The 13,944-nt window shown below is 42.0% G+C and carries 9 protein-coding genes; 4 read left to right on the top strand and 5 right to left on the bottom strand.

The window, feature by feature from the left end; genetic code table 11:
- Nucleotides 1-78: 78 nt before the first annotated feature.
- Nucleotides 79-699 carry a 23S rRNA (uridine(2552)-2'-O)-methyltransferase RlmE gene (gene rlmE / locus FLL45_RS13110; protein WP_142942511.1) on the bottom strand — a complete coding sequence of 207 codons (621 nt, stop codon included), beginning with the start codon at nt 697-699 and terminating at the stop codon, nt 79-81.
- Between the two features lie 245 nt (nt 700-944).
- Between rlmE and yhbY the strand changes: the two genes are divergently transcribed.
- The 3 genes from yhbY (at nt 945) to FLL45_RS13095 (ending at nt 4,722) form a co-directional block, all read left to right on the top strand.
- The gene (yhbY, locus tag FLL45_RS13105; RefSeq protein WP_142942510.1) at nt 945-1,244 is read left to right on the top strand and encodes a ribosome assembly RNA-binding protein YhbY; all 300 of its coding nucleotides are present in this window, start codon (nt 945-947) and stop codon (nt 1,242-1,244) included.
- Nucleotides 1,245-1,390: 146 nt separating this feature from the next.
- Nucleotides 1,391-2,659 carry a PilT/PilU family type 4a pilus ATPase gene (locus tag FLL45_RS13100; protein ID WP_142942509.1) on the top strand — a complete coding sequence of 423 codons (1,269 nt, stop codon included), beginning with the start codon at nt 1,391-1,393 and terminating at the stop codon, nt 2,657-2,659.
- 137 nt (nt 2,660-2,796) lie between these two features.
- Complete coding sequence (locus FLL45_RS13095) at nt 2,797-4,722, top strand: alpha/beta hydrolase family protein (protein WP_142942508.1); 1,926 nt, start codon at nt 2,797-2,799, stop codon at nt 4,720-4,722.
- 60 nt (nt 4,723-4,782) lie between these two features.
- On the opposite strand, the gene FLL45_RS13090 is transcribed toward FLL45_RS13095, so the two are convergent.
- The 3 genes from FLL45_RS13090 to FLL45_RS13080 all read right to left on the bottom strand — a co-directional run bounded on the left by FLL45_RS13090 (nt 4,783) and on the right by FLL45_RS13080 (nt 10,025).
- Nucleotides 4,783-6,723, bottom strand: a complete 1,941-nt coding sequence (locus FLL45_RS13090) for a S9 family peptidase (RefSeq protein ID WP_142942507.1) — start codon at nt 6,721-6,723, stop codon at nt 4,783-4,785.
- A 197-nt stretch (nt 6,724-6,920) separates the two neighbouring features.
- Nucleotides 6,921-8,036, bottom strand: coding sequence for a PQQ-dependent sugar dehydrogenase (locus FLL45_RS13085; RefSeq protein ID WP_142942506.1), 1,116 nt, complete (start codon nt 8,034-8,036; stop codon nt 6,921-6,923).
- A gap of 243 nt (nt 8,037-8,279) precedes the next feature.
- On the bottom strand, nt 8,280-10,025 hold the full coding sequence (locus FLL45_RS13080; protein WP_142942505.1) for a tetratricopeptide repeat-containing diguanylate cyclase: 1,746 nt from the start codon (nt 10,023-10,025) through the stop codon (nt 8,280-8,282).
- Between the two features lie 252 nt (nt 10,026-10,277).
- Here FLL45_RS13080 and FLL45_RS13075 point away from each other — a divergent pair, with 252 nt between their 5' ends.
- Nucleotides 10,278-12,245, top strand: coding sequence for a TonB-dependent receptor plug domain-containing protein (locus FLL45_RS13075; protein WP_185964452.1), 1,968 nt, complete (start codon nt 10,278-10,280; stop codon nt 12,243-12,245).
- A gap of 79 nt (nt 12,246-12,324) precedes the next feature.
- Here FLL45_RS13075 and FLL45_RS13070 read toward each other — a convergent pair whose 3' ends face one another.
- Nucleotides 12,325-13,788: a WecB/TagA/CpsF family glycosyltransferase gene (locus FLL45_RS13070; protein ID WP_142942503.1), complete on the bottom strand. Its 1,464-nt coding sequence runs from the start codon at nt 13,786-13,788 to the stop codon at nt 12,325-12,327.
- Between the last annotated feature and the right edge of the window lie 156 nt (nt 13,789-13,944).

The raw sequence follows: 13,944 nt of genomic DNA, 5'->3' as shown, positions 1-13,944 counted from the left end.
AATAATTAAAATCAATAGAAACTATCAATTGTTTCCTGATGTGTAGTTTATCGCGCTATTGGCCTAAAAGTTTAACATTTATCCTTTATAGCCTTGACCGAAGATGTAAACTTCTCTCGATCTCGGCCGCGAAGCCTTGGGTTTGCGGACTTTCACTACCTTAAAACTTTGGTTAACTTCCTGTTTATATTGATCAAATCCCTCTCCTTGGAAGACTTTCACCAGAAAATTTCCACCGGGCTTTAGGATCTGCCGAGCCAAATCAAGGGCTAAATCCACTAGATACATTGAGGCCGGTTGATCAATCGCACCAACGCCACTTATATTGGGGGCCATATCGGAAATAACAAGGTCTGCTTTATCATTTCCCATCGCCGTCAAAATTGCGTCTAACACCTCGTCTTCCCTAAAGTCGCCTTGGATAAACTCTACACCGTCTAAATAGTCCATGTGAAGAATATCAGTAGCGATTATCTTACCTTTTGGACCGACTTTTTTTGCGGCATACTCTGACCAACCGCCTGGTGCTGCCCCCAAGTCAACCATCGTTATACCTGGTTTTAACAACTTGTCTTTTTGGTCCAACTCTTCAAGCTTATAGACGGCTCGCGATCGCACTCCCTCCTCCTGGGAGCGTTTCACGTATGGGTCATCAAAATGCTCTTTTAGCCACCCTTTACTGCTTTTACTTTTTGCCATAAACCAGCCAATTAATTCTATTGAGTCAAAAAACGTCTAACAAATACGCTTTGGGTATAAATCGAGTGAGGCTAACATTCACCCACTTACAGTCTTCTGTCACGCCCTTGATAGGTTGTGAAGCGGCACCTTTCACCACTAATCGGGACTTTAGCCAAGAAACGGTCGACTATTATCTCAAACTTCTTTAAAAAATGTTAAACTTATTCAATCTTTCAATACGACTACTAATCAATTGCCAAAACATGAGCAAATACACAAACAAACAAATACGCCATCTACGAAGTTTAGCCCATGAGCGAAAACCCGTCGTTATCATTGGGGATAAAGGACTCACTCAAGGTGTCGTTGACGAAATAAAGAATGCATTAGAGATCCACGAGTTGATCAAAGTAAAAATTCGCACAGAAGAACGTGAAGACCGAAATGAAATGATTAATCTTATCACCCAGAGAACAGGCTCCACCCAAGTTCAGCTGGTGGGTCATATCGTCACGCTATTCAAACGCAGTAAAGAAGCCAAAATCCCGCTACCTAAAAGTTAATTACATTCTTAAAGTCTGGTAAACAACCTTTAATGTTTACCAGATATCCTACCATTTTAATTATTCAGTTATTCAAACTCATAAAGCTGGGGAATTTGTCTATACTCTGGATAGACCTTATCTCACTGGCCACTACGGAATAGTTTATGGTGCTTAAAGATTACCTTCGGATACTCGCAGAAAAAGACGGCTCTGATTTATTTCTCTCAACCGGAGCACCGCCTAGCGCAAAATTTCATGGTCGCCTACTCGCTGTCGACAAGAAAATTATGCAGCCCGGAGAAATCAAATTAATGGCCTATGAGCTGATGGACAAGGAGCAAATCGAGGAGTTTGAACATCGTCCAGAGATGAATCTTGCGATTTCTTATCCTGATGTCGGCCGATTCAGAGTCAACATTTTCCAGCAACGAAACCAAGTATCAATGGTCATCCGCTCCATCAAGGTGGATATTCCGAACTGGCGTGATTTGGACATGCCAGAAATATTACCAAAACTAATCATGCAAAAGCGGGGTTTAATTTTATTCGTTGGAGGCACGGGATCGGGTAAATCGACCTCACTGGCAGCCTTGATCGATTATCGCAACTCTAATTCATCAGGGCACATCATCACCATTGAGGACCCTGTAGAATTTGTTCATAAGCATAAAAAATCGATCATCAATCAACGAGAAGTTGGTGTTGATACCGAGAGTTATGAAGATGCTTTAAAGAATACTTTAAGACAAGCGCCAGATGTGATTCTCATCGGTGAGATCCGAGATGCGGAAACAATGGAGCACGCTTTAGCTTTTGCTGAAACGGGACACCTCTGCATCTCCACTTTACATGCGAACAACGCGAACCAAGCACTCGACAGGGTCGTCAACTTTTTTCCGGAGGAGCGCCACAAACAATTATTCCTGGATCTCTCTTTGAATTTACAGGCTTTTGTTTCACAGCGTTTAATTCCCACGGTTGATGGCAAACGATGTGCCGCGGTTGAAATCCTACTAGGGACACCCAGAGTTTGCGACTTAATTAAAAAAGGAAGTATCGATGAAATAAAAGAAGTCATGCATAAATCTGAAAATCAGGGCATGCAGACTTTCGATACCGCACTCTACAACTTATATTTATCAGGCAAGATAAGCCAAGAAGAAGCCCTTAAAAATGCCGACTCGAAAAATAACCTCGCTTTAAAAATTCGCCTATCCGGCGAGAAAAAAGGTCAATCCAGCCAACCGGCAGCCAGAACGACTCCCGCCAGCCAAACTAGAACGGCTGCCTCACCTGAGAACGCGGCGTCTCAAGCAAAACCCCCACCACCTAAACTGATGGAAAAGCCGCCAGAGCGAAAAGCTGCGAGCGGAGGGCTATCACTCGAACCCATTGCTGAGAAATCTGAAGATGAGGAGGAAGCCAATAGCTAACTAAACCCAACGCAGAATCTTTCCAACTATGGCAAATTGATTTACTCTATTGCCGACAAAATTCATTGCTTCCCTTACAAACCCCAAGGGTATCGGTAGCAATCAGTAAATTATTATAATTAACGGTTTAAAATCTCATGAATTCTACGTTCAAAGCTGTATTGGCATCAGCCCTGCTATTTTTGACTCAGTTTGTTCACGGCTCAAACTTATCCGTCGAATTATTTGCGAGTCTACCTGATGTAAGCAATGTCAAACTATCCCCAAACGGAAAGAAAGTGGCTTCGTTAATACGAGTCAACAGTAAAGATAAAAATGGAACAGCAATTAACCTACTTGATATTGAGTCAGGAAAAAAATCTTACCCTGTTTTCGTTGAAAACATTAAATACACAATTACTGATATACATTGGAAAGGCAACGAGAACCTTCTGATAAGCACTCGATTTGCTGATATGAGAACAGGTACCCCCACGATAGAGACTAGACTTCTCAATTTAGATCTCAACACCGGAAAGACTCAAAGCGTCGTCCCGCCTAGCTTCTTTAAACGCATGGGGTATGTTCCACAAATACAAACTCGAGTTATTGATTACTTGCCTAAAGACCCTAACCATCTATTGCTCTCTTTACGAGGCTTTGAAAATAGTAGCGAGCCCGCGGTCGTTAAAGTCAGTCTCTCTCGAGACGGCAAGACGGCGATAATTAAAGGTGCCGAGAAAAATATTATAGACTGGATGACCGACCAACAACATCGAATCAGAATAAGTGTTGAACTGGAAGATACGACTTATCGAATAAACTTACATGATGCGAATGATCCCCACCGCTGGAAGAAACTCTGGGAATTCGAAGCATTTAGTGATGATATGGTTTGGCCTCTGGGTTTCTCTCAAGATGCCAGGTTTTTATTTGTGAAAGCGCTATATAAAGGTAAAGATGCTATTTTTAAAACAGATATAAGCCAGCCAAAGCTCATTAAAACACTCGTTCATTCTGACCCCAATTACGACATTACGGGTGCTTTACGGCGGTCTGAAAAAACCGGCGAAGTCATAGGAGTCGGCTCATTCTACTGGGATAAAAAGTATAAGAACTTGCAGACAATGCTAGATAACGCACTTCCTGATACGGAGAATCTTATCACTGGATTTAGCGAAGACGAAAGTAAATATATTGCTCTTGCAACGAGCACAACGGAGCCCGGTATTTACATTCTGGGAGACCAAAAGAAAAAGTCTATCGAAGCAATTGCATATCGGTATGAGAAATTAACCCCAGAAATACTCAATCAAGTTCAAACAATTTCCTACCAAGCTAGAGACGGTTTGACAATTGAAGGCTTCTTGACCCTTCCGAAGCATATAAAAGGTAAAAGTTTCCCTACAGTTGTATTTCCTCATGGTGGCCCCATCAGCTTTGATAGCGATGGGTTCGATTATTGGACTCAATTTCTCTCGAGTAGGGGCTATGCGGTGCTGCAAATGAATTTTAGAGGCTCTTCAGGATATGGTCATGACTTCATGGCTATGGGTTTGCAAAACTGGGGGAAAGCAATGCAGGATGACGTTGAGGATGGTGCTAAATGGCTCATCAAAAAAGGAATCGCAGACCCAGATAAAGTATGCATCGTTGGCGCAAGCTACGGCGGATACGCCGCTCTGATGGGCGTGATAAAGAATCAAGAGTTGTATCGATGCGCCATTAGCTTTGCCGGAATTAGTAACCTCAGATCGCTCGTTAAATCGTCGCGTTTCTATACTAATTATGAGATTACTAAATCACAGTTAGGCTCAGACTATGACGAGCTATGGGATACTTCCCCTTTGAAACATGTTGATAAAATCAAAGTCCCTATTCTCCTAATTCATGGTGAAAAAGATCGAGTCGTTCGAAAGAAACAAAGCGAAGATTTATACGACGAACTGATAGACGCAAACAAAGAAGTTACCTACATAGAGCTTGAAAACGGTGATCATTATTTAAGTAATAGCAAGAACCGGTTAGAAGCATTTAGTGCAATCGAATCATTTCTCGCTAAACACTTAAACAACGCAAATTAGGTGAATACATGAGAAATAAAAAAGCCGGCTCAATGCCGGCTTTTTTGTAGCATAGTTAGCTTATAGATATTGCTTAAGAAATTTCAAATACGCATCTGAAGCAGTAATTCGATTGACCCTTTTTCTAAAGCCATGGCCTTCGTCTTCAAACAATACATACTCCACTGGTACATTGTTTTTTCTAATAGCAGCGACCATTTCATCACTTTCTATTTGTAAAACTCGAGGGTCGTTGGCGCCTTGAACAACTAACACCGGATTTTTGATGCGCTCGGCATGAAACAATGGCGAAATCGCGCGATGTCTATCGGCATCGGTTGCTGGATCACCCATTTCATCATACAAATACTTTTTAAAGCTCTCCCACCAAGGTGGAATACTTTTTAAAGTTCGCTCCCAATTAGTCACACCAAAAATATTAATGCCGACTTTAAATTCATCGGTGAAGGTCATACCTGCCATCGTCATATAACCACCATAACTGCCGCCGATGATTCCGATCCGCTCGCCATCTACCCAATCAAGGGTCTGCAAATGCTTCTTACCATAAACAATATCTTGGAGATCGTCCTCACCATGCTTTTTATCATCCAGGTGGAAAAAAGTTTTACCATAACCAGAAGAGCCTCGGTTATTGACCGCAAATATTGCATAGCCGTGATTAATTAAATGCTGAAGCGCAGCGCGATAGCCTTTACGTGATTGTCCACCAGGACCACCGTGAACCCAAACTAAAGCGGGTACTTTGTTATCTGCGCTTGCCCCTTTGGGTTTATAAAGCAGTCCAGGAACAACCAACTCATCAAAACTCTTAAATCGAACCACTTCACTGGCTACAAGATGACTTTCATCCATATCAGGATTAAGTGTTTGGGTTAGTCTTTTAACCTCTGAAGATCCCAACTGATAACTGAACAGGTTTGAGGGCGAAGTATCAGAGTTAATATAGAAGACCATATTTTTCCCATCTCGTGAGAAATTAACGCCCCTCAAATCACCCGCAGGTATTTCTGGTAACTCGATGCTTTTGCCAGTGGCCACTTCAGCAATATCGAGTTTAGTTTGTGCGTCATCATTGATACCAACAACACGATATTTACCATCGTGTGAGTAATAAACAAACGATACATCCCAGTTCGCCGAGTAATACATTTTCTTGGTGCCATCAGCAATATTCAGGCTCCAAGCTTGATTATATTCTCCATGCTCATTAGTTGCGTAAATCAACATCTGACTATCAGGGGTAAAGGTATAGCTACCGTGACTCACACTACCCTCGTGCGGGGTGATTAAATTCGGCTTCTTCTCATCTGAAGTCAAATCAACCAAATACAAATTAGAGTCAGCATTAGTAACGGTATGATTTAACACCAACCATTTACCATCTGGACTGACTTCTTCGACCCCCCAATTATCATTATTTTGATAAACGAGTTCTCGTTGGTAACCATCGATTTGATAACGATACAAATCAAAGCCTTTCGGATCTCTTTCATTAGTCGTGACGTAAAAATACTTTTCATCTTTACTCCAACCGGCGAATTGCGCTTTGAGGTTTTCACCCGGTGTTAAATCCTTGACGGTTCCATCTAACTCTCGCACGTATACATGATTGAGTTCATTACCGCCTTGATCCGCAGTGTAAATAATTCGATCATCTTTAGGGAACCAACTAACACCAAAAATCGTATCCGTTGTTGATTGCGTGAGCTGAGTCGGCTTGCTTCCATCCAATGGATAGCGATAGGCGTTAAATACGCCGCTTTCGTCGCTGCTGACTAAAACCGCAGTGCCATCAGCATTAATTGACGATCCAAAAACGCTCGTTGTCTTAAAGAAGTCCGCTGCACTGTATTGTTTGTGGACGACGCTAGCGACTTTTGGCGCTTCAACCTTGGTTTCAGTCTTAGTATCTTGACTGGGCGCCGGCGAATCGGTACATCCGCTAACTAACGCAATAGTCAGTGGCAGCGATACCCAAAATGCTCCTCGTTTATTCATGTATCCTCTCCTTTATTTTTTATTTGTAATTACCATACGCGGGTTAGTCGGCGTCAGTAATATCGGAAATTCGACGTAAGGGATTAAGCAATTTACCGGAAACTTCTCTCAAAAGCGACCGACTAATAAAAAAGGCTAAGTTAGTTAGCCTTTTTCAACATTTTTTTAATCGCGTAGTGCGAATCTGGCACAATCGATCAGGATTTAGGTTTCAGTCGGACAATTTTATTCATATCGGTTGCGATATAAATGTAACCATCAGCCAACTGCTGAACATTGCGAATTCGCGTTAAATTGTCAACGATGATTGACTCAGATTTCACTGTGTCTCCGTCAATTTGAGCGGCAACCAGAGTGCCAAATTTTAATGAGCCAATTAATAACTGTCCTTTCAAGGTTGGATACTTGTCACTCGTCACAAAGGCCATTCCGGAAGGTGCGATAGACGGAACCCAATACCAAGCTGGCTGTTCCATACCTTCTTTCTCGGTGATATCAGTGAACTTAGTTCCGCTGTAGTTGACGCCATAACTAATCACCGGCCAACCATAGTTTTTTCCTTTTGCGACAACATTGATTTCATCCCCTCCCTTGGGTCCATGTTCATGTACCCAAATTTTTCCCGTTTGAGGGTTGAGCCCCATGCCTTGTGGATTTCGATGACCATAGGAATAAGTCGCCGGCTTCGCTCCCTTAGTATTAACGAATGGGTTGTCCGCGGGAATTTTACCATCATCATGAATGCGGTAGACTTTTCCTCCGTCCACAGTTAAATCTTGCGGAGTGACATCACGTTCGCCGCGGTCGCCGATAGTAAAGTATAAATAGCCTTCGTTATCGAATTCGATTCGACTTCCGTAGTGATGTTTTCTGGTTGAGTTAGGGGATGCTTTATAAACGGTTTCAACGTTTTCTAGCTTTGTACCCTTGAGTTTTGCACGAATAATCGCAGTATTATCACCTTTACCTTCACCCTCGGGACTTGCGTAGGAAAAATAAATCCAACCATTGTTCTTATAATCAGGGTGCAGCTCTACGTCTAACAACCCACCCTGTCCACGTGCGGAAACTTTCGGTAATCCAGACACTTCAACTTTACTGTCATTCGATGGATCAGCAAGATACAAAGTTCCACTGCGGTCGGTAATCAATAGTTTGCCGTCAGCCACCTGGGTCATGCCCCACGGAATCGCCACACCGGTAACAACTGTTTCGACTTCATATTGTTGCGCTTTTTCACTCGCAACAATCGAAAATGGGATTACAAGGAAAATCGGTGCGATACGCTTAGCGATAGTCTTTCTGATATTCATGTTATTAGCCCTAAGGTATTTTTTGAGTGTCTTGATTGTAATCAAATCTGCCAAAATTGACAGCCATCAGAATGTAAACAAATTCGACTTAAGCGCTTGATTGGAGAAAAGCAACGCGACAAACCGCTATTTACCGTTTAAAAACGCTATGCCAGATATTCTCGTGAAACCTTGAGAAGATAGATAATTGCTAGACAAACAAACTCACCAGACGAAGCGTTTCATGGTATTTGACATTAAGCGTTAATTCAGACCGCCAGAAACTCGGAGATTTTCTTGTGGTTTCTTTTTAATAACGACTTGGTTTCTTCCTAAATGCTTCGCGTGATACAGCGCTTGGTCCCCCCGCTTGATGAGCTCGTAGACATCATCTTGATCAAAAGTCGAAATACCAATACTCACTGTCATTGAGCCCGTCGGCTCGATTTCGGTAGTCGCGATTTTCTCTCTTATTCGCTCACTAATGTCATAAGCTAAAGTCGAATCGAAACTATCCCAAATAATGATAAATTCCTCGCCTCCCCAGCGACAAAGCATATCCGCAGGTCGTAAGCTCGTCTGAATGATTTCGCAAATCGCAATAATCACTTGGTCTCCTACATCATGGCCATATTCATCGTTAACTCTTTTAAAATGATCAATATCCAACATCGCTATCGAGAAGACTTTAACTGCTTGCCCCTCTCGTTTACACAGTCTGGTTAATTGCTCTTCTCCTGCTCGCCGATTCCATACACCAGTCAAAGGGTCAATCTTGCTTTGTTTTTCAAAATGTACTGCTTGTCTGTTGGTGTCGCTGAAGCGACGGAAAAAATAGAAAACAAACATAATCGCAATCACCGCAATCGCAATTAAAAGGTTTCTTATTGCTTGCTCTCTCTCTGCCGCTAAAGCGGCGATCTTTTTCTCCTGCTCTAACACCAGTCGTTTATTTTGCTCTTTCAGCTGTGTGGTATACCGGTCAAGCCGAGATAACGCCACTGCTATTTGCGATTCGCCCATCGTATCCGAGACTTCAATCGCTCTCTCTTTAGCAATATAAGCCGCTTTGTAATTATCACTCTTCACTTCAAGCTCAGCGAGTACCTGAAAATTATTACGGATCTGTTTTTTTAATTCGAACTCTTGCGCTATTTCAAACGAAGTCACTAGTTTTTCGCGTGCTGCAGCTAAATTATTGTTCGACATTTCTAACTTAGCGTACTCACGCAAGATTTCGCTCTTGTAGTGTTTTAAATTGGTTGCGTCGGACTCATTTAAGGCCTGATTGAAATAATGACTTGCGCCATCAGTATTCCCTAATTGGGTTTCGATGATGCCTAAATTTTTATACAAAATAGGAAAGTAGTGCCGAGCGCCCAACTCAGTAGCAAGCCCCAGCGCCTTTAAAAGATCAGTTTTCGCCGCACTAAAGTCTGCCAGCTGAATTTTCATGAATCCTTGATTTTGCAAGACGATAGTCAAGTTGGTTTTATCATTACGTTCAGTATGAGATGCTAGCGCCTCTTCAAAAAATGGCTGTGCTAGCTTGTATTCACCCAACTCAACATAAATCAGCGCTATCGCGCCTTTAATTCTTGCGATTTCTTTTTCGCTCTGAGTATTTTCCAAACTTGCTAGAGCCGTTAAAAAAGAGTTAAGTGCAAGACTATGACTTCCGACCTGAGCGTAGACCACTCCTCGGTTATAGAAAGCTTGTCCTTCATACAGGGGATTATTAATTTCTTGTGCTTTGTCAATGAGCAAATCCGTGATGGTCAGGGTTAAATTAATATCTGCTTTGACCGCAACCGCATAACTGGCTTTTACGAGGTATTCAGGCGGAAGCTGGGCAAGCGCTTGCTCGTCAGACTGCTCTAACGCATCAGCGACCATAGAGAGCTGCTTATCGAAATGATCATCGATAATTTGCTTAAGTGATTCTCCTGCATTAACTTGTTTGGTTAAGAAGAGCAGAAGAAGAATAAAAATAAGAGAATGAAAACGCATACTTATTTATTGTAAAGACACTACTAACAACCTGTCAGACCCCAATGTTTAATATTATTTTTAGTACTGATTTGAGATAATAACAAGAATGATTTATTTCGTCGATACACCACCCACTACGTTGGACTAAACAAACAAGCGAGTAACCGCAAACAATGGCCATTCTGGAATTTTGATAAATTTGCGATTCTCGGAAGAAATGTTCGAATTCAACTATACTAAGGGTTAATGCTTAGGAACGGCATTTTACTAGTGACTAAAAATAAAATAATAAAATTCAAATACTTGCTACCATTTGCACTTATTCTCTCGCCAGCCTCAAGGGCGGAAGAATCCAACACGTCACTAATAAACATGACTTTAGAAGAGCTCCTAAACGTCACTGTAGTATCTCTCTTTGAGGAGTCTGAGCTTGCGACCAGCTCAAGTGTCTACATTGTCGAAGAGTCAGAATGGCTTAAAAAAGGCCTAAAAAGAACCAATGAGATAATGGCGCTTCAACCTAGCGCGGCAAGTTATAGTTTTCTGGGTGGTTCAAATGCATTTGCCATACGCGGATATGCGAATCGAATTTCGACCCGAGGGACTGCAACTTTACTCGATGGCGTTCCGTTAAACAGCTACTCATTTGGGACCGCCCAATATCTACTGCCTAACTTCGATCTCGGTGCGCTAAGTCGAGCGGAACTTATCCGAGGACCAGGCTCTGCAATTCACGGTAGTGATGCGTTTCATGGCGTATTCGCCTTGCAAAGTTTCTCGGCTGAGGGCGATACGTTGGAGACTGAGCTAGGAGCTGGCAGTGACAGCTATACGCGCTTCAATACTCGTTTCGCTCATTCGTTTGGCCCAACTTCGAAACTGACGGGAGTGATTGCTTCTACCTATCAAGGAGACAGTCAGATCGAGTTTAATGTACCAAACCTAGCGGCCCAAGGGATTCGAAAAGAAAAATATGATTCACAAACAGGTCTCCTCAAATATGCATCAAACCTGAATCAAAATTGGACAACGGAACTTGGTATTTACTTTAACCAATTTAATAGCGACGATTTTCCCAGTATTGGAACTATTCCATTAGGTGCCGCGGATATCAGCGACGGCGAGTCTCAATTTGAAATGATTCGAGCAAACATTGAGAGAAAATTTTCTCAGCAGGAGACCCTCACAATTGATTTATTTCGCTGGCAAACTGAACAAACTTTTTTCTACACCATTCCTAGTGTTCCCAGTCAATCTCAAGATGATCGACGACAAGGCATAAAAGTAACTTATAAGGATACCGGTAGCGAGAACGAGAACCGATGGCTAATTGGTACAGGATTTAATCGCCAAAAAATAACCTCGGCACTTTTCGCCTCTGGAAGGCAACCTTTTGATGGTCTCGAGAGAGAAATTATCAACTTATTCGCTCAGCTTCGTATTCCTTTTTTTGATAATAAAATAGCGCTCGACCTCGGCGCGCGCTTAGATGACTACAGTGACTTTGGCTCTCAAACAACGCCAAGACTTGGAGTGATTTATCAGCCCGATGACAATACCGCATGGAAGTTTCTCTTTGGAAATGCTTTTCGAGCACCAGTCGGTGGTGAACTCACATTTTCAGGGCTAATCCAAGGCAACCCACAACTTAAACCAGAAACTATCGATACGTACGAATTCGTTTATCTCAACAAAGCTGGCAACAATCAAACCGGCATTACTTTATTTTATAGCCAGTGGAAAGATGCCATCGTTGTTATCGATGATTTGGATCAACCCGCACCATTTACCCAGCGATATGTTAATCAAGGAGAGTTTGAATCCCAAGGATTAGAGCTTGAATATCGATATATTGGTGACTCTTGGGGAATTGACTCAAGTTTATCTTTCGTTGACAGTCGCAATGTACATACTGATGAAAGTTTTGTCGCTTTTCCCGAGAGCATTTTACAAGTGAGTATGGATTACCAACTTCCAAATTCAAATTTCAATATCAGCTTTTCAAATCAACTTTGGTTTAATGTTCAAGGGTCTCCTATACAGAGTTCAGATGACCTGGGAACAATTTGGAACAGCAACTTTCATCTCTCCTATGACTACTCACCGCAACTTGAATTGAGAGTGGATATTCGTGATCTTTTCAACCGTAAGAATAATGTGCCTTCACTTTGGGGCAATCCGGATGGACTACCAACTAAAGGCATTGAAGTCGCCACCTATATAAGCTATCGGTGGTAAAAAGCAAGGCCTAGACTTTTCTTCACTCTCTCGCGCTGAGTCAACCTAACGCGCTAGACCTTGCTTTGAACAGTTACAATCAAAAAGCACCTTTTCCCGATATCACCGCTGGAATCGTCATCAACAGAATCCGAAAGTCGGTAAAGATAGAGCGCTCTTTAATGTATTTTAAGTCCAGTTGGCATTGCTGCTTGAAACTTAACTCGCTGCGACCAGAAACCTGCCAAAAACAGGTGATACCCGGCTTAACAGTTAGACGATTTCTTTCAAAGTCATTGTACTTGGCTACTTCTTCCGGTAGCGCCGGTCGAGGGCCGACCAAGGTCATCTCTCCATTAATTACATTCCATAACTGCGGTAATTCATCAATAGAATATTTACGAATAAAAGCCCCTACTTTGGTAATTCTTGGGTCTTTTTTCATTTTAAACAGAACATTGTCTTGGTAGTTATTAAACTTGAGTAAGGCGGCTTTTTCAGCATCAGCATTCTTATTCATGGAACGGAATTTATAAAACTTAAATGGTTTACCGTTCTTACCAATACGCGTTTGCGAATATAAGACGTTACCTCTCGACTCTAATTTAATCGCGATTGCGGTTAGCGCTAAAATCGGGGTAGACAGTAAAAGCGCAACGCTCGCTACACAAAAATCGATCACTCTTTTAACCGGAGAAAACATTAGCTTAGCGATATGCGAAAACTTTGCTTCCATTTTCTGCACGAGCATTTGTTTAACTACACGATACACAAACAACGGATTACCAAGAATATATCGCTTCCACATTCGACTCGGTTCTTGTATGGTTCTCCAAACCCATTCGAGTCCGGCTTTACGCATCCACAACGGCGCTCGTGACACTTTTTTAGCAACAAAATCAAATAACCCGCCGACTGACATTCTTACCGGAACTTGAATCTTATGAGCAAACTTTGACAGCCAATGTTCCTGCATCGGTGTCCCCATTGCGACAAGCAATATTTCTGCATTCGATCGATTAATTTGATTTATTACTCGTAAATTATCTAACTCGCCTTCTCCAATGTATCCATGATGATGACCAACAATTTTAAGTCCTGGATAATCTTGTTTAAGTTGTACAACCATATTATCAATGACGTTTTTTTGCGCACCTAAAAAATAAACCTTAGCCCCTTGCTTCGCTAAAGCTTTGCAAAGTAACGGAAACATATCGGTGCCATTGACATTATCGAGCACGGGCTTATTCAAAATTTTGCCCGCTAGTTTTATGCCCGAACCATCAGCGAAAACTCGGTCTGCATAGGAATAATGTTCCCGCAATGCCGCGTTGTTAACGCTTATATTGAGGTTGTTAGCATTCGCGAATGCGACAGTCGTCTTGCGATGCTGCTGCACTCTACTAACTAGCCAATCAACTGCATTTTGCATCGACCCGTTCCATATCGACGTATTAAAGACATTAATATTGTTTCCGTCTTCGCGAAACAGTTCGGGGGCAGGTTGTGATTCTATTTGATTGCTAGGTGCTACAAAAAAGCGGTTAGGTTGTATGTTTTGCATCGTTACTCTCCATCTAAATTTCTACTGAGAGAAATTGCAACACCGATGCCGTTTTTTTTATTTCTATCGAACTAAATGGATTTCCTTAGTAAATACAACAAGATATAGGGTTTATTTTTATTTATTTCAAAATTTCGCATGACTAAGACTTTCAAA

It is taken from the genome of Aliikangiella marina, from assembly GCF_007004765.1.
GTDB classification, from domain to species: domain Bacteria; phylum Pseudomonadota; class Gammaproteobacteria; order Enterobacterales; family Kangiellaceae; genus Aliikangiella; species Aliikangiella marina.
Note: the sequence above shows the minus strand (reverse complement) of the source record. Positions and strands in the feature narration are given on the sequence as shown.